This is a genomic window from Streptomyces sp. NRRL S-920 (assembly GCF_000717945.1).
GTDB lineage: Bacteria > Actinomycetota > Actinomycetes > Streptomycetales > Streptomycetaceae > Streptomyces > Streptomyces alboniger.
On sequence record NZ_JODF01000078.1, the window covers coordinates 21,308 to 43,570 of the forward strand.

At 68.9% G+C, this 22,263-nt stretch carries 20 protein-coding genes, 1 tRNA gene, 1 pseudogene and 1 riboswitch; of the genes and pseudogenes, 13 read left to right on the forward strand and 9 right to left on the reverse strand.

Features of this window, described 5'->3' with window-relative positions; translation table 11 throughout:
* Positions 1 to 65: 65 nt before the first annotated feature.
* The 3 genes from rph (at position 66) to rdgB (ending at position 2,086) form a co-directional block, all read left to right on the forward strand.
* Positions 66 to 812: a ribonuclease PH gene (gene rph, locus IG54_RS0133360; RefSeq protein ID WP_030793491.1), complete on the forward strand. Its 747-nt coding sequence runs from the start codon at positions 66 to 68 to the stop codon at positions 810 to 812.
* 238 nt (positions 813 to 1,050) lie between these two features.
* Complete coding sequence (locus tag IG54_RS0133365; RefSeq protein WP_030793493.1) at positions 1,051 to 1,446, forward strand: hypothetical protein; 396 nt, start codon at positions 1,051 to 1,053, stop codon at positions 1,444 to 1,446.
* Positions 1,447 to 1,480: 34 nt separating this feature from the next.
* Positions 1,481 to 2,086, forward strand: a complete 606-nt coding sequence (rdgB, locus tag IG54_RS0133370) for an RdgB/HAM1 family non-canonical purine NTP pyrophosphatase (RefSeq protein ID WP_030793496.1) — start codon at positions 1,481 to 1,483, stop codon at positions 2,084 to 2,086.
* Between the two features lie 83 nt (positions 2,087 to 2,169).
* Here rdgB and IG54_RS0133375 read toward each other — a convergent pair.
* The 3 genes from IG54_RS0133375 to bcp form a co-directional block, all read right to left on the reverse strand.
* Positions 2,170 to 2,255, reverse strand: a tRNA-Leu gene (locus IG54_RS0133375).
* A 15-nt stretch (positions 2,256 to 2,270) separates the two neighbouring features.
* Positions 2,271 to 3,785 (reverse strand): glycine betaine/L-proline transporter ProP, encoded by a 1,515-nt coding sequence (gene proP / locus IG54_RS0133380; RefSeq protein ID WP_030793499.1) that lies wholly within the window; start codon positions 3,783 to 3,785, stop codon positions 2,271 to 2,273.
* 127 nt (positions 3,786 to 3,912) lie between these two features.
* Complete coding sequence (gene bcp / locus IG54_RS0133385; RefSeq protein ID WP_030793501.1) at positions 3,913 to 4,380, reverse strand: thioredoxin-dependent thiol peroxidase; 468 nt, start codon at positions 4,378 to 4,380, stop codon at positions 3,913 to 3,915.
* Between the two features lie 149 nt (positions 4,381 to 4,529).
* Between bcp and IG54_RS0133390 the strand changes: the two genes are divergently transcribed.
* The 3 genes from IG54_RS0133390 (at position 4,530) to IG54_RS0133400 (ending at position 5,696) form a co-directional block, all read left to right on the forward strand.
* Positions 4,530 to 4,850, forward strand: coding sequence for a DUF3618 domain-containing protein (locus IG54_RS0133390; protein ID WP_030793502.1), 321 nt, complete (start codon positions 4,530 to 4,532; stop codon positions 4,848 to 4,850).
* Positions 4,851 to 4,914: 64 nt separating this feature from the next.
* On the forward strand, positions 4,915 to 5,259 hold the full coding sequence (locus IG54_RS0133395; protein WP_030793504.1) for a GroES family chaperonin: 345 nt from the start codon (positions 4,915 to 4,917) through the stop codon (positions 5,257 to 5,259).
* A riboswitch (guanidine-III (ykkC-III) riboswitch) is annotated at positions 5,258 to 5,328 on the forward strand. It overlaps the preceding gene by 2 nt.
* A gap of 47 nt (positions 5,329 to 5,375) precedes the next feature.
* Positions 5,376 to 5,696: a DMT family transporter gene (locus tag IG54_RS0133400; protein WP_030793506.1), complete on the forward strand. Its 321-nt coding sequence runs from the start codon at positions 5,376 to 5,378 to the stop codon at positions 5,694 to 5,696.
* A 110-nt stretch (positions 5,697 to 5,806) separates the two neighbouring features.
* Here IG54_RS0133400 and IG54_RS0133405 read toward each other — a convergent pair whose 3' ends face one another.
* Positions 5,807 to 8,065 carry a transglycosylase domain-containing protein gene (locus IG54_RS0133405; protein ID WP_078594809.1) on the reverse strand — a complete coding sequence of 753 codons (2,259 nt, stop codon included), beginning with the start codon at positions 8,063 to 8,065 and terminating at the stop codon, positions 5,807 to 5,809.
* A gap of 185 nt (positions 8,066 to 8,250) precedes the next feature.
* Between IG54_RS0133405 and IG54_RS0133410 the strand changes: the two genes are divergently transcribed.
* The 4 genes from IG54_RS0133410 to IG54_RS0133425 are packed head-to-tail and all read left to right on the forward strand — an operon-like array spanning position 8,251 to position 11,570.
* Positions 8,251 to 9,072 (forward strand): ABC transporter permease, encoded by an 822-nt coding sequence (locus IG54_RS0133410; RefSeq protein ID WP_030793511.1) that lies wholly within the window; start codon positions 8,251 to 8,253, stop codon positions 9,070 to 9,072.
* Positions 9,065 to 9,904, forward strand: coding sequence for an ABC transporter permease (locus IG54_RS0133415; protein ID WP_030793514.1), 840 nt, complete (start codon positions 9,065 to 9,067; stop codon positions 9,902 to 9,904). The genes IG54_RS0133410 and IG54_RS0133415 overlap by 8 nt, the downstream gene beginning before the upstream one ends.
* Positions 9,905 to 9,910: 6 nt before the next feature.
* Complete coding sequence (locus IG54_RS0133420) at positions 9,911 to 10,879, forward strand: ABC transporter ATP-binding protein (RefSeq protein ID WP_030793517.1); 969 nt, start codon at positions 9,911 to 9,913, stop codon at positions 10,877 to 10,879.
* Positions 10,880 to 10,889: 10 nt separating this feature from the next.
* On the forward strand, positions 10,890 to 11,570 hold the full coding sequence (locus IG54_RS0133425; RefSeq protein WP_030793520.1) for a DUF1707 SHOCT-like domain-containing protein: 681 nt from the start codon (positions 10,890 to 10,892) through the stop codon (positions 11,568 to 11,570).
* A 28-nt stretch (positions 11,571 to 11,598) separates the two neighbouring features.
* Here IG54_RS0133425 and IG54_RS0133430 read toward each other — a convergent pair whose 3' ends face one another.
* Entirely contained in the window at positions 11,599 to 12,921 is a 1,323-nt protein-coding gene (locus IG54_RS0133430) for an SGNH/GDSL hydrolase family protein (RefSeq protein WP_030793523.1), read from the reverse strand.
* Positions 12,922 to 13,137: 216 nt separating this feature from the next.
* On the opposite strand from IG54_RS0133430, the gene IG54_RS0133435 reads away from it, so the two are divergent.
* The 3 genes from IG54_RS0133435 to IG54_RS0133445 all read left to right on the forward strand — a co-directional run bounded on the left by IG54_RS0133435 (position 13,138) and on the right by IG54_RS0133445 (position 17,225).
* A complete protein-coding gene (locus IG54_RS0133435) occupies positions 13,138 to 14,532 on the forward strand; it encodes a DUF445 domain-containing protein (protein ID WP_030793527.1) in 1,395 nt (464 codons plus the stop codon).
* Between the two features lie 180 nt (positions 14,533 to 14,712).
* Positions 14,713 to 16,224, forward strand: a complete 1,512-nt coding sequence (locus tag IG54_RS0133440; protein WP_078594811.1) for an MFS transporter — start codon at positions 14,713 to 14,715, stop codon at positions 16,222 to 16,224.
* Positions 16,221 to 17,225: a GlxA family transcriptional regulator gene (locus tag IG54_RS0133445; RefSeq protein WP_267883682.1), complete on the forward strand. Its 1,005-nt coding sequence runs from the start codon at positions 16,221 to 16,223 to the stop codon at positions 17,223 to 17,225. Before IG54_RS0133440 ends, IG54_RS0133445 begins: the two co-directional genes overlap by 4 nt.
* Before the next feature lie 24 nt (positions 17,226 to 17,249).
* On the opposite strand, the gene IG54_RS0133450 is transcribed toward IG54_RS0133445, so the two are convergent.
* The 4 genes and pseudogenes from IG54_RS0133450 to IG54_RS0133465 all read right to left on the reverse strand — a co-directional run.
* Positions 17,250 to 17,552, reverse strand: coding sequence for a hypothetical protein (locus tag IG54_RS0133450; protein WP_030793534.1), 303 nt, complete (start codon positions 17,550 to 17,552; stop codon positions 17,250 to 17,252).
* A 75-nt stretch (positions 17,553 to 17,627) separates the two neighbouring features.
* Complete coding sequence (locus tag IG54_RS0133455; protein ID WP_051820291.1) at positions 17,628 to 18,143, reverse strand: nucleoside deaminase; 516 nt, start codon at positions 18,141 to 18,143, stop codon at positions 17,628 to 17,630.
* Positions 18,144 to 18,209: 66 nt separating this feature from the next.
* Positions 18,210 to 19,271, reverse strand: coding sequence for a hypothetical protein (locus IG54_RS0133460; RefSeq protein WP_030793538.1), 1,062 nt, complete (start codon positions 19,269 to 19,271; stop codon positions 18,210 to 18,212).
* Positions 19,272 to 20,065: 794 nt separating this feature from the next.
* A pseudogene (locus IG54_RS0133465) lies at positions 20,066 to 22,246 on the reverse strand (DUF3427 domain-containing protein); the annotation flags it as partial.
* Positions 22,247 to 22,263: the final 17 nt, after the last annotated feature.

A 22,263-nucleotide genomic window follows, 5' to 3' on the forward strand; every position in this document is an offset into this window, starting at 1 on the left:
CCGGCCGGGGCACCGGCCGGGGAAGGGCCCCTCACCCATGCCCCGGGTCCCGATAGGCTCAGCCCATGTCCTCTACGCCCTCCCCCCGCATCGACGGCCGCACGCCGCAACAACTCCGCCCCATCACCATCGAACGCGGCTGGAGCAAGCACGCCGAGGGCTCCGTCCTCATCTCCTTCGGCGACACCAAGGTCTTCTGCACCGCCTCCGTCACCGAGGGCGTCCCGCGCTGGCGCAAGGGCAGCGGCGAGGGCTGGGTCACCGCCGAGTACTCGATGCTGCCCCGCTCCACCAACACCCGCGGCGACCGCGAAGCCGTCCGCGGCAAGATCGGCGGCCGTACGCACGAGATCTCCCGCCTCATCGGCCGCAGCCTCCGCGCCGTCATCGACTACAAGTCGCTCGGCGAGAACACGATCGTCCTCGACTGCGACGTCCTCCAGGCCGACGGCGGCACCCGCACCGCCGCCATCACCGGCGCCTACGTCGCCCTCGCCGACGCCGTCGCCTGGGCCCAGGGCAAGAAGCTCATCAAGGCGGGCCGCAAGCCCCTCACCGACACCGTCTCCGCCGTCTCCGTCGGCATCGTCGGCGGCGTGCCCCTCCTCGACCTCTGCTACGAGGAGGACGTCAAGGCCGACACCGACATGAACGTCGTCTGCACCGGCGACGGCCGCTTCGTAGAGGTCCAGGGTACCGCGGAGGCCGAGCCCTTCGACCGCAAGGAACTCAACGCGCTCCTCGACCTGGCCGTCGGCGGCTGCGAGGACCTCGCCGCCCTCCAGCGCGAGGCACTGGCCGCCACCCGCTAGGGCCTGCCCGCGACGCCCGGCACGCACTCTCGCCGCGTCGGCCGGAAGCACAAGTACGCCCAGTACGAGGGCATCCGGCCGCCACGCCGAGGCCACGCACCGGGCGGGGCAGCGACGTACATCACGCATTACGTAAGCGACACTTGAGCAACCGACAACCCCCTGCCGGGCGTTGTTACGAGTACGGGCGCGCGGACAGAGCCGGGCGCCCGTACGCACCCCGGGGAGGGACCGAACCATGGCCGCGCGCCACCGTCGTATCGCCACCGCTGTCGCCACAGCCCTGATCGTCGTACCCGCAGGCGTCGGCCTCGTCGGCTGCGACGCCGTCTCGAAGGCCCTGGACTGCGTCCAGACCGCCGACACGATCGCCGACAGCGTCACCGACCTGCAACAGGCCGTCGAGAACGCCGGCGACAACCCCGCCGAGGCCGATCGGGCGCTCGACGACATCGGCAAGAACCTCGACAAGATCAGCGACAAGACCGACGACGCCGACGTCAACAAGGCCGTCGACGACCTCGACAAGGCCGTCGACAACGTCCGTGACGCCATCAAGAGCGGCGACAACACCCCCGACGTCAGCCCCGTCACCGACGCGGCCGGCGAACTCACCAAGGTCTGCACGCCGTGACGGACGCGGGTCCGCTCCCCGGGATACTGGGGGCATGACCCGCCTCATCCTCGCCACCCGCAACACCGGCAAGATCACGGAACTGAGGGCGATCCTCGCCGACGCAGGCCTGAGCCACGACCTCGTCGGCGCGGACGCCTACCCCGAGATCCCCGACGTCAGGGAGACCGGCGTCACCTTCGCCGAGAACGCCCTCCTCAAGGCGCACGCCCTCGCCCGGGCCACCGGCCTGCCCGCCGTCGCCGACGACTCGGGCCTGTGCGTCGACGTACTCGGCGGCGCCCCCGGCATCCTCTCCGCCCGCTGGTCGGGCCGCCACGGCGACGACCGGGCCAACCTGGACCTGCTCCTGGCCCAGCTGTCCGACATCGCTCCGGAACACCGGGGCGCCCACTTCGCCTGCGCGGCGGCCCTGGCGCTGCCGGACGGCACGGAACGCGTGGTGGAGGGCCGGCTGCGCGGCACCCTGCGCACGGCCCCCACGGGCTCCGGCGGCTTCGGCTACGACCCGATCCTCCAGCCGGAGGGCGAGACCCGCACCTGCGCGGAGCTGACGGCGGACGAGAAGAACGCGATCAGCCATCGCGGGAAGGCGTTCCGGGAGCTGGTGCCGGTGGTGCGGGAGTTGCTGAGCCAGTGAGCCAGTGAGCCAGTGAGCCAGTGAGCTAGAGACAGACACGGGAATGGCCTGCGAATCAGTTTCGATTCGCAGGCCATCTTCCGTGCGGCGGAAGGGATTCGAACCCTCAGGCCCGATCAAGGGCTACAGATCCTAAGTCTGCTGTGTCAACCAGTTGCACCACCGCCGCCGGTAGTCAGTCATGCTAACGGGCCGAAGGAGCCAGTGGCACACGGGTCCGGGCCTCCACCAGCTCCGCCGCCTCCTCCTTCGACTCCACCGACGGCGGCGAGCCCGACAGCGGCTGCTGGGCCGTCTCCTTCATGCAGGCCACCGCGATGATGCCGACCAGCGCCGCCGCCATCGAGTAGTAGGCCGGGACCATGTCCGTGCCCGTGATGCTGATCAGGGACGTGATGACCAGGGGAGCCGTGCCGCCGAAGAGGGAGGCGGAGAGGTTGTAGCCGACGGACAGGGAGCCGTAGCGGACCGAGGTGGGGAAAAGGGCCGGGAGCGTCGCCGACATGGTGCCGAGCAGGCAGACCAGGGAGAGGCCGAGGAGGAGCATGCCGGCGGAGACCCCGAGCAGGCTGCCCTGCTTGATCAGGAGGAACGCCGGGACGGAGAGGACCAGGAAGCCCACCATGCCGGTCATCAGCAGCGGCTTGCGGCCGAAGCGGTCGGAGAGCCTGCCGACCTGGTTCATGATCAGCATCAGCACGATCATCGTGCCGATGAGGATCAGCAGGCCGTGGGAGTCGTCGTAGCCGAGTTCGTCGGAGAGATACGTCGGCATGTACGACAGCAGCATGTAGTCGGTGACGTTGTACGCGCCGACCAGGGCGATGCAGAGGATCAGCGTGGGCCAGTACTGCCGGAAGATCTTCGCGAGGTCGCCCTTGGCCGTGGTCTCCACGGTGGAGGCGCCCTCGGACGCCGAGTGGAAGGTGGCGTCCTCCATCTTCTGGAAGGCGGGGGTCTCGTCGAGCTTGAGGCGGAGGTAGAGGCCGACCAGGCCGAGCGGGCCCGCGACGAGGAACGGGATGCGCCAGCCCCAGGAGTCCATCGCGTCCGAGCCGAGGGCGGTGTTCAGGATGAGGACCAGACCCGCCGCGCCCGTGTAACCGGCGAGCGTGCCGATCTCCAGGAAGCTGCCGAAGTAGCCGCGCCGCTTGTCGGGGGCGTACTCGGCGATGAACGTGGACGCGCCCCCGTACTCACCGCCCGTCGAGAAGCCCTGCACCAGGCGGAAGAAGATCAGCAGGACCGGCGCCCAGAAGCCGATCGTGGCGTAGGAGGGGATCAGGCCGATGGCGAGCGTGCCGATCGCCATCAGGATCATCGTCAGCGCGAGGACCTTCTTGCGGCCGATCTTGTCGCCCATGGGTCCGAAGACCATGCCGCCGATGGGGCGTACGAGGAAGGACACCGCGAAGGTGGCGAAGGAGGAGATCAGCTGGGCCGTCTCGTTCCCGGAAGGGAAGAAGACGTGGCCGATGGTGACGGCCAGATAGCTGTAGATGCCGAAGTCGAACCACTCCATGGCATTGCCGAGCGAGGCCGCTTTGACGGCCCGCTTGACCGCGGCCTCGTCCGTCACCGTGATGTCGGTGCGGCGCAGGGGAGGGTTCTTGCGCCGGTTGGCAGCCCGGAACAGCGTGCGGTGGCGTCTCATCGCCTCCGGGTCGGCCTCGGCGTCGAGCTCTTCGTGGGCCGCCATGGAGTGGTTCCTTTCGTTCTTCGTACAAGTTCCCCGTGTGGTCACTTGCTCGAAGATGGCTGTTGCAAACGTAAGCCCCTCGCGAGAGGGGCTTACGTCACATCACGGCTCGGGCGGCCGGAACGGCTCAGACGCCGAGGTCCCTGATGATCTTGGCCACGTGGCCGGTCGCCTTCACGTTGTAGAACGCGTGCTCGACCTTGCCCTGCTCGTCGACCACGACGGTCGAACGGATGACGCCGGTCACCGTCTTGCCGTACAGCTTCTTCTCGCCGAAGGCGCCGTACGCCTCCAGGGTCTCCTTGGAGGGGTCGCCGACCAGCGTGACCTTCAGGCTCTCCTTCTCGCGGAACTTCGCGAGCTTCTCCGGCTTGTCCGGCGACACGCCGATGACGTCGTACCCGGCCGCCGCGAGCACGTCGAGGTTGTCGGTGAAGTCGCAGGCCTGCTTGGTGCAGCCGGGGGTCAGGGCGGCCGGGTAGAAGTACACGATGACCTTGCGGCCCTTGTGGTCGGCCAGCGAGACGTCCTTGCCGTCGGCGTCGGGCAGGGTGAAGGCGGGGGCGGTGTCGCCGGGCTGAAGTCGCTCGCTCATCTTCGGTCTCCTCGCGGGGGGCGTACACAAAAGGTGTGGTGACGGAGTCGAGCGTAATAGGGGTGCCGTGGGGTGCGGCGCGCGTGAAGCTGACAGACTGTGGTGACAGTTCACGTCCACATAGTCGATACGACCACGGAGGCAGCGCGGTGTCGGATGCCAGGACCCCTGCGCAGATCGAGGCGGACATCAAGCGTCGGCGCGACCAGCTGGCCGAGACGCTCGACGAGATCGGGGTGCGCGTCCACCCGAAGACGGTCGTCGGTGACGCGAAGGCGAGGGTCGTCGCCGGCGTGGACAACTCCCTGGGCCGGGCCTATGTCGGGGCGAACCGATTCGTCTCGGACGTGAAGGGCCGGTTCCTCGGGGAGGACGGCTCGCCCCGCGTCGAGCGGATCGTCCCGGTGGCCCTGGTCGCCGTGGGCGTCGTCGGCCTGCTCGTTCTCACCTCGCGGCGGCGCAACAGCTGACCCAGGGGCCGCATACCCGACCCGGAGGGCCGCGGACGGCCCCGGGGCAGGTAGGTTCGGTGCTGTGAGCGAGAAGACCCACCACGACGACAAGCTGCCCATCCGGATGCTGCACGACCGCGTGCTCGTGCGGCAGGACACCAGCGAGGGCGAGCGCCGCTCCGGCGGCGGCATCCTGATCCCCGCGACCGCGGCCGTGGGCCGGCGGCTCGCCTGGGCCGAGGTGGTCGCGGTCGGGCAGAACGTCCGTACGGTCGAGCCGGGCGACCGGGTCCTGTACGACCCGGAGGACCGCGCCGAGGTCGAGGTGCGGGGCGTGGCGTACGTCCTGATGCGCGAGCGCGATCTGCACGCCGTGGCCGCCGACCGCTTCGAGGGCTCCGAGGACTCGACGGGCCTGTACCTGTAGCGCGGTTTGCTACCGTGGAACCACCCCGACGAGACGCGCCGTACCGGGTTATCGCAAAGACGACGCACCCCCATCAGGTAACGCGCTGAGCGTTCCTTCTCGTCGGAGGTGCCGTCATGGCCTGGGTTCTGTTGATCGTCGCCGGTCTGCTCGAAGTGGGCTGGTCGATCGGGATGAAGTACACCGAGGGGTTCACGCGGCTGTGGCCCAGCGTGTTCACGGGCGCGGGCATCGTCGCGAGCATGATGCTCCTGTCGTACGCCGCCAAGTCGCTGCCCATCGGCACCGCGTACGGCGTGTGGGTCGGCATCGGCGCGGCCGGTGCGGCGGTGCTCGGCATGGTCGTCCTGGGAGAGCCCGTCACCGCCGCGCGGATCTTCTTCGTCTGCCTGCTGCTGGTGGCCGTGGTCGGGCTCAAGGCGACCTCGGGACACTGACCCCGCCCGGCGGCGACACGCCCTAGGGCCTGTCCGGCGGATCATGCCGCGGGCCGCGGTGTCTGGCACTTCCCCAAGCTCTCGGCTTCGCTCGAGCAGGGGAGACCCCATCACTGCGGCGTTGTCGTCGGTTGACAACTCCCCCAAGCTCTCGGCTTCCCGGTCTGCCCGCCGGGGTCCTGGCCGCCGTCCGTGGTGGTGCCGCCGGTGTCCTGGCCGCCGGTGGTGGCGCCCCCGTCGGTGGGCCCGCCGTCCGTCGCGCCGCCGTCCGTGGGGTCGCCCGTGGTGGCGCCGCCGTCGGTTCCCGGGTCCTGGGTGCCGCCCGTGGCCGGGTCCGGTACCACCGGCACGTCCGCGCCCTGCGACAGCTCCAGGTCGAAGTCCTTGACGGGCTCGCCCTCCAGGGCGGCCTTGGTGTACTGCGCCCAGACGCGGGCCGGGTAGGCGCCGCCGTTGATGCGGGACTCGCCCAGCGCGCCGTACAGCGGGGTGTGCGCGCCGGTCTCCGGATTCTGGCCCATGACGGCGACCACCGTCGCCAGGTCGGGGGTGTATCCGGCGAACCAGGCGGCCGTGTCGTTCTCGGCGGTGCCGGTCTTGCCCGCGGCGGGCCGGCCCGCTCCCTGGGCGGCCGTACCGGTGCCGCCCTGGACGACGCTCTGGAGGATGGAGGTGGTGGTGTCGGCGGCCTCGCGGGTCACGGCCTGCTTGGTGTCCTGCTCCGGCAGGCCGATCTTCTCGCCGTCCTTGGTGATCTTCTCGACGAGCGTGTACGTGCCGTGCTCGCCGTGGTTGGCCAGCGTCGCGTACGCCTCGGCCATGTCGAGGACGCTGGCGGTGGCGGGGCCGAGCGCGATGGACGGGGAGGCGGTGAGGTCGGGCGTGGACTCCGGGACGCCGAGGGCGACCGCGGTCTCCTTGACCTTGTCGGAGCCGACGTCGACGGCCATCTGCGCGTACACCGAGTTCACGGACTTGTCGGTGGCCTCGCGGACCGTGGTGTTGCCGTAGGAGACCTGGTCCTCGTTCTCGGGGGCGTACGTGCCGCCGCTCCAGCCCTGCACGGGCCGCTTGTTGGTGCCGTCGTAGACGGTGTTCGGGGTGATGGGCTGCCCGCTCTGGGTGACCGAGCCGTTCTCCACCGCGGAGGTGAACACGAACGGCTTGAAGGTGGAGCCGACCTGGTAGTCGCGGCGCGTGGCGTTGTTGACGTACTGCTTGGTGTAGTCGATGCCGCCGTACATCGCGACGACCTTGCCGGTGGCCGGGTCGATCGAGGCGCCGCCCGCGCGGACGTTGCGGTCGGCCTTGCGGGCCTTCTTGTCGACCTTCGACATCACCTGCTCGTCGACGGCCTTCTTGAAGGCCTCCTGGCGGTCCTTCTGGAGGGTCGTGGTGATGCGGTAGCCGCCCTTGGCGAGGGTCTCCTCGTCGATGATCTTGTTGGCGGTGAGGTAGTCCTCGACGGCCTTGACGACATAGCCGCGCTGCCCGGACAGGCCCGCCGCGCCCTTGGCCTCGTCGGGCACGGGGAACTTGATCCCGGCCCGCTCGGACTTGCCGAGCCAGCCCTCCTTGACCATGCCGTCGAGGACGTAGTTCCAGCGGCCCGCCGCGCGCTGCCTGTTCTCGGGGTGCGTGGCGACGTCGTAGGCGTTGGGGGAGTTGAGGAGGGTCGCGAGGTAGGCGCCCTCGGCGGTGGAGAGTTCCTTGACGTTCTTGCCGTAGTACGCCTGGGCGGCGGCCTGCACGCCGTACGCGTTGCGGCCGAAGTAGCTGGTGTTCAGATACCCGGAGAGGATCTCGTCCTTGCTCACCTCGCGGTCCAGCTTGATGGAGATGAAGAACTCCTTCACCTTGCGCGAGACGGTCTGCTCCTGGCCCAGGTAGTAGTTCTTCACGTACTGCTGGGTGATCGTCGAGCCGGACTGCTTGCCCTTGCCGGTGACGGTGTTCCAGGCCGCGCGGATCATCGCCTTCGGGTCGACCGCGGACTCGCCGTAGAAGTCGCGGTCCTCGGCGGCGAGCACGGCGCGCTGGACGTGCAGCGGGATCTGCTTGAGCGGCACCTTCTCGCGGTTCACCTCGCCGTCGCGGGCGATCTCGGAGCCGTCGGCGTACAGGTAGACGTTGCTCTGCTTGGTCGCGGCGGCGTTCGCCGGGGGGATCTCGACCAGCATGTAGCCCGCCATGAAGGCGCCACCGACCAGCAGGACCAGCAGGATGAAGCCGCCGAGGACCATGCGCCAGGTCGGGAAGATCCGCCGCCAGCCCTTGCGCTTGGGGCGCCCCGGCTTCTTGGCCTTGCCGGTCTTGGTGGCCCCGCCGCCCTGCCCGGCAGGGCCCTGCTGCTGCGGCTCGTCACTCATGTCTTGCGGAACTCCCGGTTTGCGTCGTACGTCCAGTACGCCTCGTAGACCCCATTGCACACTGCCACCCACGCGTCGGCACCCGGCACGCGCCCCCGCACCGAAAATGCCTGGCGCGAGTGGCCCCGATCACACTACGATCCTGCGCTTCGGCCCGATGCGGGGCGAGGCCCACTGTGAAAGGGATGCGTGTGCGTACAGGACGGTTCCGTTTGTACGCGGCCGTCGCCCGGGGAAGCTTTCGCCGGTACGCCACCTACCGGGTCGCGACCGCGGCGGGAGTCTTCACCAACACGGTCTTCGGGCTCATCCTCGCGTACACCTACATCGCGCTCTGGGACGAGCGGCCGGGCCTCGGCGGATACGACCAGGAGCAGGCGATCACGTTCGTCTGGCTGGGGCAGGCGCTGCTCACGGTGATGGCGCTGATGGGCGGCGGCTTCGAGGGCGAGCTGATCGAGCGGATCCGCACCGGCGACATCGCCGTCGACCTGTACCGGCCCGCGGACCTCCAGGCCTGGTGGCTGGCGAGCGATCTGGGCCGGGCCCTGTTCCAGCTGCTCGGGCGCGGCGTCGTGCCGATGGCGGTCGGCGCGCTCGTCTTCCAGCTCGCGCTGCCCGCGGATCCGCTGCGCTGGGCGGCGTTCCTGCTGGCCGTGGTGTTCGGCGCGGTGGTCGGCTTCGCGCTGCGCTTCCTGGTGGCGCTGACCGCGTTCTGGCTGCTGGACGGCGCGGGCGTCACGCAGGTGACGATGCTCGCGGGCACCTTCTTCTCCGGGATGCTGCTGCCGCTGAACGTCTTCCCCGGAGCGCTCGGCGAGGTCGCCCGCGCCCTGCCCTGGTCGGCGCTGCTCCAGGTGCCCGCCGATGTGTTCCTGGGCAGGTCCACGGGTCTTGGCCTGATACGGACATACGTCTTCCAGCTCGGCTGGGCCGCGGCGCTGCTGACGGCCGGGCGGCTGCTCCAGGCCGCGGCGACCCGCCGGGTGGTGGTCCAGGGTGGCTGACCTCGACCCGCACACCGGCCTGGCGCGGGTGCGCTCCGGGCTGCGGGCCTACCGGCTGATCTCCGCCATGTGGATCCGCTCCCTCATGGCCTACCGCCTCTCCTTCGCGATGACCGCGCTCGGCAACTTCGCGGTGACCGCGTTCGACTTCGCGGCGATCTTGCTGATGTTCTCCCAGGTGGACCGGCTCGGCGGCTACTCGCTGCCGGAGATCGCCTTCCTGTACGGCGCCTCCTGCACCGCGTTCGGGCTCGCCGACCTGTCCCTCGGATCCATGGACCGGCTCGGCAAGCGGGTGCGCGACGGCACGCTCGACACCCTGCTGGTGCGGCCCGCCCCGGTGCTCGCGCAGGTCGCCGCCGACCGGTTCGGGCTGCACCGGCTCGGGCGGCTGACCCAGGGCGCGCTCGTCCTCACGTACGCGCTCGTGGTCCTGGACATCGCATGGAGCCCGCTGAAGGTCCTGCTGGTGCCGCTGATGCTGGTCAGCGGCGCGGGCATCTTCGCGGCCCTGTTCGTGGCGGGCGCGGCCTTCCAGTTCGTGGCGCAGGACGCGGCGGAGGTGCAGAACGCCTTCACGTACGGGGGCACGACGCTGCTCCAGTACCCGCCCTCGGTCTTCGCCAAGGACCTGGTGCGGGGCGTCACCTTCGTACTGCCGCTGGCCTTCGTGAACTGGCTGCCCGCCCTCTACGTCCTGGGCCGGCCCTACCCCCTCGACCTGCCGGTGTGGACGGCCTTCACGCCCCCGTCGGTCGCCGTCGCCTGCCTCGCCCTCGCCGGTCTCGCCTGGCGCGCGGGCCTTCGTTCCTACCGCAGCACAGGGAGCTGAACCGCCGTGGACACAACCGACCTCATCGAACTGGAGGGCGTCGAGAAGGTCTTCGACGTACGCAGGAAGACGGGGTTCCTGCGGCGCGAGCGGCACGAGGTGCGGGCCGTCGACGGGATCTCCTTCACCGTGCCGCGCGGCGAGATGGTCGGCTACATCGGGCCGAACGGCGCGGGCAAGTCGACGACGATCAAGATGCTGACCGGGATCCTCACGCCGAGCGGCGGCCGGCTTCGGGTCGCGGGCATCGACCCCTCGCGGGAGCGGACGAGGCTCGCCCAGCGCATCGGCGTGGTCTTCGGCCAGCGCACGACGCTGTGGTGGGACCTGCCGCTGATCGACTCGTACCGCCTGATGCACCGGATGTACCGCATCCCGGACACCCGCTTCCGCGAGAACCTGGACCGGTGCGTGGAACTCCTCGAACTGGGCGCCCTGCTCGACGTCCCCGTGCGCCAGCTCTCGCTCGGGCAGCGGATGCGGGGCGATATCGCGGCGGCGCTGCTCCACGACCCCGAGGTGCTGTACCTGGACGAGCCGACGATCGGCCTGGACGTCATCAGCAAGGCGAAGGTGCGGGGTTTCCTGCGGGACTTGAACGCGGAGTCCGGCACGACGGTCCTGCTCACCACGCACGACCTCACCGACATCGAGCAGCTGTGCGAGCGCGTGATGGTCATCGACCACGGGCGGCTGATGTACGACGGTCCGCTCGCCGGTCTGCACGAGGTGGGGGAGAGCGAGCGCACCCTCGTGGTGGATCTGGAGCGCGAACTTCCGCCCATGGAGGTGGAGTCGGCGCGGGTGGTGAAGGTGGAGGGCCCGCGCCAGTGGCTGGCCTTCCCCGCTGCGGAGTCGGCGGCTCCGCTTGTCGCGCGGATCGCGGCGCGGTACCCGATGGCCGATCTCTCCATCAGGGAACCGGACATCGAGGCGGTCATCGCCAAGATGTACGCGGAGAAGGCGACCTCGTAGGCTTCCCCCCATGAGTGAGAAACTCCCCGAGCTGCGGGCTTCCGACGCCGACCGAGAGCGGGTCGCCGAAGTACTGCGGGACGCGATGGCCGAGGGCCGCCTCGACATGACGGAGTTCGAGGAGCGCCTCGACGCCGCGTACAAGGCCCGTACGTACGGCGAGTTGGAGCCGCTCACCCGCGACCTGCCGGCGCACGGCGCCAAGGTCTCCATGGTGAAGCGGCCCGAGAGCGGCGACCCCGCGGCCATCGACTGGGCCGCGCGGATGGTGGACCACGAGCCCACCTCGACCGGCGGCTTCGCCTTCTGGAGCGGCTTCAGCCGCAAGGGCGGCTGGACGGTGGGGCGGCAGTTCACCGCGTTCGCGATGTGGGGCGGCGGCGAGATCGACCTGCGCGAGGCCTACTTCGCGGAGCGCGACGTGGAGATCCGCTGCTTCACCATCATGGGCGGGCTCCAGGTCATCGTGCCCCAGGAGCTGAACGTGGTGGTCAAGGGCTTCGGCATCATGGGCGGCTTCGACGACAGGGCGACCGGCCTGGGCACGCCCGGCTCACCCCGCGTGGTCGTCAAGGGCTTCGCCCTGATGGGCGGGGTGGGCGTCGACCGCAAACTCCGCAAGGCGGAGAAGCTGCGCCTCAAGGAGGAGCGGCGAAGAGAGAAGCTGGAGCGGCGCAAGGGGCTGGACTGAGGCGCCCCGCACGGGGCGCGGGGGACCACTACAGCTCGGCCGCCGCCGAACCCTTCAGATGCGAGAGGTCGAACGCCTCCGCCATCGCGCGGAACCCCGCGTCCGAGGGGTGCAGATGGTCCCCGGAGTCGTACCGCTCCCGCAGCTTGCGCGGGTCGTACGGGTCCCGCAGCGCCCGGTCGAAGTCGACGACCTCGTCGAAGACCTTCCCCGAGCGGATCTGTTCGTTCACGCCCTGGCGCACCGCTTCGAGAGCGGGTCCGTAACCGCGGTGCCCGCCGAACGGCATCACCGTCGCGCCGACGACCCGCAGCCCGCGCGTGTGCGCCTGGCGGGTCAGCTCGCGCAGGCCCTCGACGATGCGGTCCGCGTTGTTCTGGTGCGGGTTGCGCAGGATGTCGTTGACGCCGAGGGCGATGACGACGGCCTTGACGCCCGTACGGCCCAGGACGTCACGGTCGAAGCGGGAGAGCCCGCTCGGGTTCGCCGCGGGCCGCCCGCGTCCGTCGGAGAGGATGCGGTTGCCGCTGATGCCCTGGTTCACCACGCCGTAGCGCGGCGCGCCCGACTCGGCGCGCAGCCGGTCGGCGAGGACGTCGGTCCAGCGGCGGTTGGCGCCCATCGTGGACGAGATGCCGTCGGTGATGGAGTCGCCGAAGACCACGACGGTGCCGTCGGTCTCGTTGCTGAGCACGTCCACGGCGGAGAGGTAGCGCCAGAACGGGCTCTGCTCGGTGTACGCGTCACCGGCCGGGTCCTCGGTGCGGTCGCCCTCGGCGACATAGCTGATCTGGCGCGCGTGCGGGTGGTAGGTGACCGGGCCCGAGGGCGTCGGCGAGTACGTCGTGACCAGCAGGTCGGCGTCGTGCGGGACGCGCAGGCGGGCGGCGTCGCTCATCGCCTGGGCGCCCGGCGGGATGACCACCGAGGTGTTGCCGTTGAACGTGAGGCGGCGCAGCGTGCCGGGCGCGACGGCCGGGGCGTTCGACGCGGAGGCCAGCGCGATGGAGGCGTGCGTGACGCTCAGCGGCGTGGTTCCGTAGAGGTTCGACAGGGTGATGCGGGCGCTCTCGCCGCCGACGCTGGTGTGCACCACGTTGCGGATGGAGCGGCCGGCGAACCCCTTGCGTCCGGTGCCCGGTTCGAACCCCGCGGGCGAGGCGGACCAGGAGCCGACCCAGGTGCCGGAGGAGGCGGGGTCGGCGGAGTTGCGGGAGCCTCCCGGACCCGCGCCGATGGTGTCGCGCGAGCTGTCGTCGGTGCCGGCGACGCCGACGTATATACCGGCGGAAATCACCACTATGACCGCGATGACCGCGGCGAGAAGGGCATAACCGTGACGCTTGGTCATGCGGGCTCTTTCTCCTCGGGCAGGGGGAGCCCCGAGGCTCCGGTGTGATCACCCCATGATGCGGCATGGGCCGTGAGGCGGCCGACACTGCCCCCCTCTGCTCATATCGACGCCGGGAACTTGTCGTTCGTTCCAGGAGTAGGGGGGAAGGGACGGAGAACACAGGACGCGGGGACAATGCGGATGAGGACGAGGCGAACGGGCCAGGTGGAGTGAGTGGAGAGCGCAAACGCGGAGAACAAGTCTGAACCGGACAAGGCGCGCAAGGCGGGCAAGGCGGGCGCGGGTACGCCGTTCGGAGCAGCGGCCGGGGGCTTCTCCGGCCCGCGGGGCCCCGTGGCTCCGGGCGGCTTCACGTACAGCCCCGCCGACGAGGAGAAGCGGCGCGGCGTACGCCGGATGAAGATCACGGCGACGGGGCTGCTCGTATTCGTCGCGGTCGTCTACGTCCTCGCGAAGTGGGCGCAGCACTCGGGCGCCGGCACCTGGGCCGGTTACGTCGCCGCCGCGGCCGAGGCCGGCATGGTCGGCGCGCTCGCCGACTGGTTCGCGGTGACGGCGCTCTTCCGCCACCCCCTCGGCCTGCCCATCCCGCACACGGCGATCATCCCGAACAAGAAGGACCAGCTGGGCGCCTCCCTCGGCGACTTCGTGGGGGAGAACTTCCTCTCCGCCGACGTCGTCCGCGGCCGTCTGCGCGCCGTCGGCATCGGCGCCCGCCTCGGCACCTGGCTCGCCGAGCCCGCGCACGCCGACCGCGTCACCGCAGAGCTGGCCACGGCGCTGCGCGGCGCCCTGACCGTCCTGCGCGACTCGGACGTCCAGGCCGTCGTCGGCGAGGCCATCACGCGCCGCGCCGACGCCCAGGAGATCGCGCCCGGCATCGGGAAGACGCTGGAGAAGATCGTCGCCGACGGCGGCCACCACAGGGTCGTCGACCTCGTCTGCGTACGCGCGCACGACTGGCTGGTGGAGCACGCCGACTCCGTGATGGACGCGGTCCAGGGCGGGGCGCCCGGCTGGACCCCGCGGTTCGTCGACAAGCGGGTCGGCGAGCGCGTCTACAAGGAACTGCTGCGCTTCGTCACCGAGATGCGGGACATGCCCGAGCACCCCGCGCGCGGCGCCGTCGACCGCTTCCTCGCGGACTTCGCCGCCGACCTCCAGTCCGACTCGGACACCCGCGCGCGCGTGGAGCGCCTCAAGGGGGACATCCTGGCGCGCGGCGAGGTGCAGGACCTGATCGCCTCCGCCTGGTCGGCCGTACGGTCCATGATCGTGGCCGCCGCCGAGGACGAGCGCAGCGAACTGCGACTGCGCGTGCGGGCCTCGCTGCTCTCGCTCGGCTCGCGGATGGCGCAGGACGGGCGGCTCCAGCAGAAGGTCGACGGCTGGGTCGAGGGCGCGGCCGTCTACGTGGTCACGACCTACCGCGACGAGATCACCTCGCTCATCACCGACACGGTGGCGGGCTGGGACGCGGAGCACACCTCGAAGAAGATCGAGGCGCACATCGGGCGGGACCTCCAGTTCATCCGGATCAACGGCACGGTGGTCGGCTCCCTCGCGGGGCTCGCGATCTACGCGGTGTCGCGGGTGTTCGTGGGGTGAGCGGGGCAGGCGGCCGGTGATCATCCGGCGGACCCGGCGCGCGTGAGGAAGCGTTTACCGGGCACTCTGGAGTAGCTCGCTCAGTGCCGAGGGAGCCGTCGCCCGCGCGGCGCGACCAGCAGTGCCCGGCAAGCGCGCGGCAGTACGGCGACGTGGGAACAGCGGAAGGAGCCGCCCGCCATGACCGCGTCGTCCACGCCCGCAACGCCGCCGCCCCCCGAGCCGGAGCCCCGCCCCGGCCCGGACTCCGGAGCCGAGGCCACCGTCACCACCGCCGTGCCCGCCCGCCTCGACCGCCTCCCCTGGTCCCACTGGCACTGGATGATCGTCGTAGGCCTCGGCACGGTCTGGATCCTGGACGGCCTGGAAGTCACCACCGTCGGCAACATCGCGAGCCGCCTCTCCGAGGAGGGCAGCGGTCTGGCCATCTCCTCGGCGCAGGTCACCGGCATCGCGGCGGCCCTGTACGTGGCGGGGGCCTGCGCCGGGGCGCTCTTCTTCGGCCGGCTCACCGACAAGTACGGCCGCAAGAAGCTCTTCATGGTCACCCTCGCGGTGTACCTCGCTGCCACCGCGCTCACGGCGCTCTCCTTCGACGCCTGGTGGTTCTTCCTCTTCCGGTTCCTGACCGGCTTCGGCATCGGCGGCGAGTACGCGGCCATCAACTCGGCCATCGACGAGCTGATCCCGTCCAAGTACCGGGGCCGCGTCGACCTCATCATCAACGGCAGCTACTGGCTCGGCGCGATCGGCGGCTCACTGCTGTCCGTCGTCATGCTCAACACCGACATCTTCCCCAAGGACCTCGGCTGGCGGCTGACCTTCGCCCTCGGCGTCGTACTCGGCCTGGTGATCCTCCTCGTACGCCGCCACGTCCCGGAGAGCCCGCGCTGGCAGCTCATCCACGGACACGGGGAGAAGGCGGAGGAACTCGTGTCGTCGGTGGAGCGCGAGATCGAGGCGGAGAAGGGCGAGCCGCTGCCGCCGCCGGACCGCGAGATCACCATCCACCAGCGCAAGAGCATCGGCTTCGGCCTGATCGCGAGGACGGTCTTCCGCGACTACCCGAAGCGGGCGGTCCTCGGCCTCTCCCTCTTCGTCGGACAGGCGTTCCTGTACAACGCGATCACGTTCGGCTTCGGCGCGATCCTGACCAAGTTCTTCGATGTCCCCTCGGGCAGCACGGGCTACTACTTCGCCGTCATCGCCGCGGGCAACTTCCTCGGCCCGCTCTTCCTCGGCAAGCTCTTCGACACGGTGGGCCGCAGGATCATGATCTCGTCGACGTACATCGTCTCCGGTGTGCTGCTCTTCCTCACGGCCTGGCTGTTCGACCGGGGCTCGCTCAGCGCGGCGACGCTGACGGCGTGCTGGTGCGTGGTCCTGTTCTTCGCGTCGGCGGGCGCGAGCAGCGCGTATCTGACGGTCTCCGAGATCTTCCCGATGGAGACCCGGGCCATGGCCATCGCCTTCTTCTACGCGATCGGCACGGCGGCCGGCGGCATCAGCGGCCCCCTGATCTTCGCCAAGCTGACCGAGTCGGGCGTGGTCGGCGACACGGTGCTCGCGTTCCAGATCGGGGCGGGCCTGATGTGCGCGGCGGGCCTGGTGGCGGCGGCGTTCGCCGTGAAGGCGGAGAGGCGTTCGCTGGAGGACATCGCGGAGCCGCTGTCTGCGGTGAAGGCGGGGTGAGCGGGGCGGGGCGGCGGCGGAGCGGGGCTGCGGCCGGGGCCGCGACTGTGGCGATCCTGGTCAGGGATGGCGTACTGCCCATGGAGCTGGGCCTGGTCCACCAGCTGCTCGGCACGGCGCGCTCCCCCTCGGGCGACGCCCTCTACGACGTACGCACGTGCGCGCCCCGCCCCGGCAGGATCCGCACGGACGCGGACTTCCCGATCTACGCGGAGCACGGCCTGGACGTGGTCGCGGCGGCGGACACGGTTCTGGTCCCGGCGTCGCACGAGAGCGACGAGGAACTGGAACCGGGCGGCCTGCCACCGGAGTTGGTGTCGGCACTGGCCCTCCGGGAGGGCCGCAGGGTGGCATCCATCTGCACGGGCGCGTTCGTCCTGGCGGCGGCGGGCCTCCTGGACGGGCGCAGGGCGACGACCCACTGGCTCTCGGCGGACCGCTTCGCGCGGCGGTTCCCGGAGGTGAAGGTGGACGCGGACGTGCTCTACGTGGACGAGAACGAGGTGCTCACCTCGGCGGGCGAGGCCGCGGGGATCGACCTGTGCCTGCATCTGATCCGCTCCGACCACGGCGCGGCGATCGCGGCGGAGGTGGCGCGCCGCACCGTCGTACCGCCCCACAGGGAGGGCGGCCAGTCCCAGTACATCCAACGCCCGCTGACGGAACCGCGGTTGGCGTCGACCGGCACGGCCCGAGCCTGGGCCCTGACCCGCCTGGCGGACCCCCTGACCCTGGCCGACCTGGCGGCGGTCGAATCGATGAGCGTACGCACGTTCAGCCGCCGCTTCCGCGAGGAGACGGGCCTGACGCCCATGCGGTGGCTGACGCAGCGCAGGGTGGACCGGGCACGCGAACTCCTGGAATCCACGGACCACACGATCGACCGCATCGCCGCAGAGTCGGGCTTCGGCACGGCGACGTCCCTGAGACAGCACTTCGCGGCGGGGGTGGGGGTGGCGCCGGGGGTCTACCGGGGGGCGTTCAGGGGCTCGACCCGCTGACTCCGCCCGCCCCCTCGGGCCGCCTCAGCCCCGCCGGTCGGCAAGCAGATACGAGGCGACGCCGACCGCCCCCGAGACCCCGAGGACGGACGGCCAGGCCCCCACCTTCTTGGCCAGGGGGTGCGACCCGGCGAACGCGGCGACGTACGCGGCGCTGAGCGCGGCGGCGGTCCTCCCTCCGGCGGCCTGCTGCCACTGCCGGGCGGCGACGCCTCCGGCAGCGGCGAGCACGATCCCTCCGAGGGGCCGCTTCTTGGTGAACCGGGCGACGCCGTACCCCCCGATGAGCCCACTCGCCGCCACGACCGCTCCCGGAATCCTCGCCATGCTCGCCCCGCCTCTCGGTTTGCCTCTTGGCCCGAGGCTAACGCGCGGCGACCGGAAACCGGGGAGCGGGATGCGTCAGAACTTCGGCTCCACGGGGCCGGGCTGCGCCGCCGCCCACGCGGCGAGAACATCCACGGCGGCCGAGCGGGGCGCACCGTCGACGGCCACCTCGTCCAGCATCCGCCGCTCGGCGTTGGGCAGCGCGAGTTCCCGATAGAACCGCAGATCCTCATGCCCGTTGACCGCGGCGTCGTGACTGGTGGCGCCGTAGACGAGCCGCGGAATCCCGGCCCAGTAACAGGCGACGAGACACATGGGGCAGGGCTCGCTGCTCGAATACAGCGTGCCGTTCTCCATGAGGTACGTCCCGAGCCGCCGCCCCGCGTCACGCAGAGCCACGACCTCGGCGTGCGCGGTCGGATCACACGCCTCGACAACGGAGTTCGCCCCCTCGCCCACCACGTCCCCGTCCACGACGACGACGGCACCGAAGGGCTTCTTCGTACTGCCGTCGGTGAGTGAGCGGCGGGAGTGAGCGATGGCCAGATCGAGAAACTTGCGGTCTTGGGCGTTCTCGGGGGCGTAGGGCAAGGGTTCGTCCTCTCCTCGCGGGTAGCGGCCGGCCCGACGGTGTTGTCACGCCGGGGATCGACTTTCTCACCTGCGTACCAAGGCTGGGCATTCGGCGCACTGGGGGACAGGTCCTCTTCGGCGGCCCTGAGCGTTTCGTTCACTCTGGAACTCAGAGAACCCCCCGTCCTCGGTTTGATAAATAACACCGACGTCGTGTTCATCAAGGAGCTCCCGGATGTCGGCGTCGGGGAGCTCAGGAGAGAGAACCATGAGCCGCAGCGGCTGGCTGTGTTCCATGGTGCGCAGATAGCGACTGAGATCCAAGAGCTGTGCGAGGGCTCCCCGGATCGCTTCGCGCGACGTGCTCCCTGCCGGCTCGTACAGGGTGTTGTCGCTTTCGTCATAGAGGTCGGTGATCAGGGTGGAAGTCTTGTCTTTGACATCCACTTGGAGATATCCGACGGAATGGCCCGCTTGGTGTAGTTGACTCTCGTAGCTCTCGCTCAACTCATCCCGTCGCTGCGCAACGACATCCTCGGGCGTCTGGTGACGCTGCTGACGCCGCTGCCTGCGCTGCGCCCGAGCCAACCGCGTGGCTTCCCTCGCGCGAAGGAAGATAGGCCTAGTACTCCCTGCTCTTGGGAGCATGTGCGCCTCGGAGCGGTAAACTTCGCCGATCGGTCGCAGACGGAAGACGATGACGCTTCGCTCTCGCTGGTTCTCGTCAAGAGCCTGCCGCAGGTGATAGGGCTCGCGCTCATCGACGGCGAACGGACCAACGTACCGGTGAAGTCGAGCTCCCGAACCAGGGACCTTCCCCTCGGCTATGAACAAGTGGAGTGTGCGTCCACGCGCCGCGTGGTCCAGGACAGCTGAGTTCCCTTTGCCGAAGAGGCCGCCGAAGGTCTGATCGCCCCGGGTGCCCGCACCTGTGTAAGTGAAGACAGGGCCGAGGTCGTCCTCCTCCGCCAACCATCCATCGCGGTACCCGTACTGCTTCCCGGCGTCGATGTCCGAGAAGAGCACAACGGTCCTCTTCACATCAGAGGGACAAATCCCGCCCTGCGGGCTCCCTCCTAGATGTTCACGGATCTCCGCGCGCGTTCGGATGTCTCCAGGCAAGATCGTCGGCGCGGATGTCGTCATGGGCTAGAGATTAGACCGCCCCTCTGAGGCTGCTCCACTCAGGGCAATGATGGGCCCAGCGTTGCGCGTTGGCTAGGCGAGGTAAGGGCGAGACGATGGGGGCATGGATCAGGGAATAGCTGCGGTACTGGCTGGTGGCGTCGGGCTGCTGGGGGCGGTCGCCGGTGCCATCGCCGGTGGAGTATTGGCAGTGCGAGGAGCAAAGATCGGTGGTTCTAAGGCAGTTGAGGCAGCAAGGTTGCAGATTGCAGGCCAGGCGGCTGCTGAGCAGTTGCAGTGGGTACGCGGGCAACGGCAACAGGCTTACGGGCGACTGCTCGATGCTCAGTCCGCGGTCGAGGACACGCTGGCGAGAGCTGCGCCGGGAATAAGAGCCGGTGGTCGTCTCACGGACGAGGCGCGCGATGAACTCGCAGAGAGGAGCCTGGCCCTCCAAAAGTGCACGCGGCAGATCGCTCTCTGGGGGCCGGAAGAGGTGATTCGGTTGGCACACGCACTTGCCGTAGCCACTATCGACGCGACGCAAGCTCTCAGGTTGGCGCAGGGCAGCGGTGGGGCAACTCGCGGAGGAGCGCGCCCCGAGTGGAATCGCTGGGACCAGGCCAATCAGGCGATGACACACGCACACGCTCTCTTCCTTGAACGTGCAGGAGCGGTTGTGCGCGCCCCAAGCCAGGCTGCCAGTTAGTCCAGACGAGCCGCGCGGTTTCCTGCCTCAGGAGAGATCTTCGCGACAGCCGATGCGGAGAGGGCAACAGGACCCATGGTCGTCCCCTCCGCACTGGCCGCCTCAGTCACTTCGCTGGCGCCGCGGAGTACGTCCACACATCCGCCGGCATCTCCTGCTCCAACTCCCACGTAATCGCCATGGGCTTGGTGCCCTCGTGCGAGATGTAGCGGGCAGGTCCCAGGAACATCCAGGGTGCTGGGCCCCCGATGTCCGAGTTCTTGTATCGACGGACGAAGAGCAGGATGTGACTTCCGCGCTGGGAGTGTTCACGGTAGCGCCGGCCGGTAGTGGAATCCTCGTCGGTTGTGCTCTGCGATTCCCAGTGAAAGTGGGTCGGGTCAATCGCGTAGTCCCGGTAGCGGACGGTGGGGGAGAAGTCTTTATCGTCCTTCTCTAGCGTAATCAAGAGGGCATCGGAGTTGACTTCCTTGGCGTCCACTACGCCTTGAGCGAATGAGCCTGGCATCTGACCGCCGAGACGCGCCACGCCAAGAGCAGCCAGGATCTCGGAGCGGTTGTATGAGCTGTGCACCTTGAGCGGGAGGCCGCTGTGTGCACCTGCTAGGGAGAGCGGAAAATGGTCTGCTGTGGCCAGGCAGTGATCGAGGACCTGGTGGAGTTCATCACGAAGGGCCTTCTGCTCGCCTAGCGAGGACAGCCCCTCCTGATAAGAGGAGAAACCCCCTGCTTTGTCCCACAGGTTAAAGAAGAGCATGCGGGCGTAACCCTGCTGAAGTGGGGACAAACTGTCGTACGCGGGTGGGTTGTCTGTCAGGAGTAGCTTGTACGCGCCGATGCGCTCGCTGTCATCGATATGAAGGAACGACGGAACGCGCTTGAGTAGGTTTCGCTCCCCATCGGGAGCGATGTCGGTGCGGAGCCCCGACCGGCGTAGCAGCGTGGTCCAGGAATTTCCGTTGCCGCCGCGGTAAATCTCCTTGATTTCGCGGCCGCTTTCCTCCAAGTAGGTGGTGAGTCGCACCTCCCCGTAGGAGAATACCTCTCGGGCCAGCGTCGTTACGTTAACGCCGATCTGGTCCTGAATGTTCTGAATGATGGTCTGCTTGGCCTTCGGTTCCAGGATGATTTCGCAGCCCGAAGGGAGGAGCGGGAAGTCGTTCTCGATACCGTCAATGAGGCGCTTCCGTGTGAGGTTCGTCAGAGCGCGAAATTGATTCTCGAAGCGGAACTCTTTACGGTGCTGCCCAATGAAGTCCAGAACAGTCAAGTGATCCTTGCTTGCTGTTCGGCGGAGCCCGCGACCCAGCTGCTGGAGGAACACTGTGGAGCTTGCTGTCGGGCGGAGAAGCAGAATCGTGTCCACGTCCGGTATGTCCAGCCCCTCGTTGAAGAGGTCGACAGAGAAGATGATTTGGACATCGCCGGACTTAAGGGATTTAAGCGCCTGCTTCCGCTCGTCCTGTGGTGATTCGCCAGAAAGGGCGACAGCGTTGAGTCCAAACCTCTCAAAGTGGCCAGCCATGAAGCGCGCATGTGACACGGAGACGCAGAAACCGAGCGCACGCATGGTGCGGGGGTTCCTGACTTTCTCTCGAACTGATTTCACGACAAGACGGGCTCGTACGTCATTACCCGTAAGGATGTTGCTAAGGGCAGCTACGTCGTAAGCGCCACGTTTCCACTCCACCGACTTAAGGTCAGTGGTATCGCTAATGCCGTAGTAGCGGAAAGGGCTGAGCAGTTCGTTCTCCAGAGCCTCCCACAGCCTCATCTCGGCCGCGATGTGCCCATCAAAGAACTCGTCTTGGATGTTCTTTCCATCCATGCGCTCAGGTGTCGCAGTGAGCCCAAGAAGTTCTTGAGGTGTGAAGTAGTCGAGGATCTTGCGGTACGTGGGGGAGGTCCCGTGGTGGAACTCGTCGATGACGATGACATCGAAATGATCCGATGCTAGGCGATCTAGCGCCCGAGCGTTCAGGGATTGGACACTCGCGAATACATGATTCCACTCTTTAGGTATCTCGCCGCTATAGAGAAGCTCGCCGAACTCAGGGTCGTCGAGCGCTGTCCGGTACGTGCGACGTGACTGATCGAGGATCTCCCTGCGGTGGGCGACAAAAAGAAGCTTCGGGTGGTGTCCTGCCTTATCGCGGAGGCGTGCGTAGTCCAGCGCGGCCATGACGGTCTTCCCGGTTCCGGTCGCGGCGACCAGAAGGTTGCGATGGCGGTTCCGAACCGAGCGCTCCACTTCTAGGCGCTCAAGCATGTCCTTTTGGTGCGGGTAGGCGGTTAAAGCGCTGT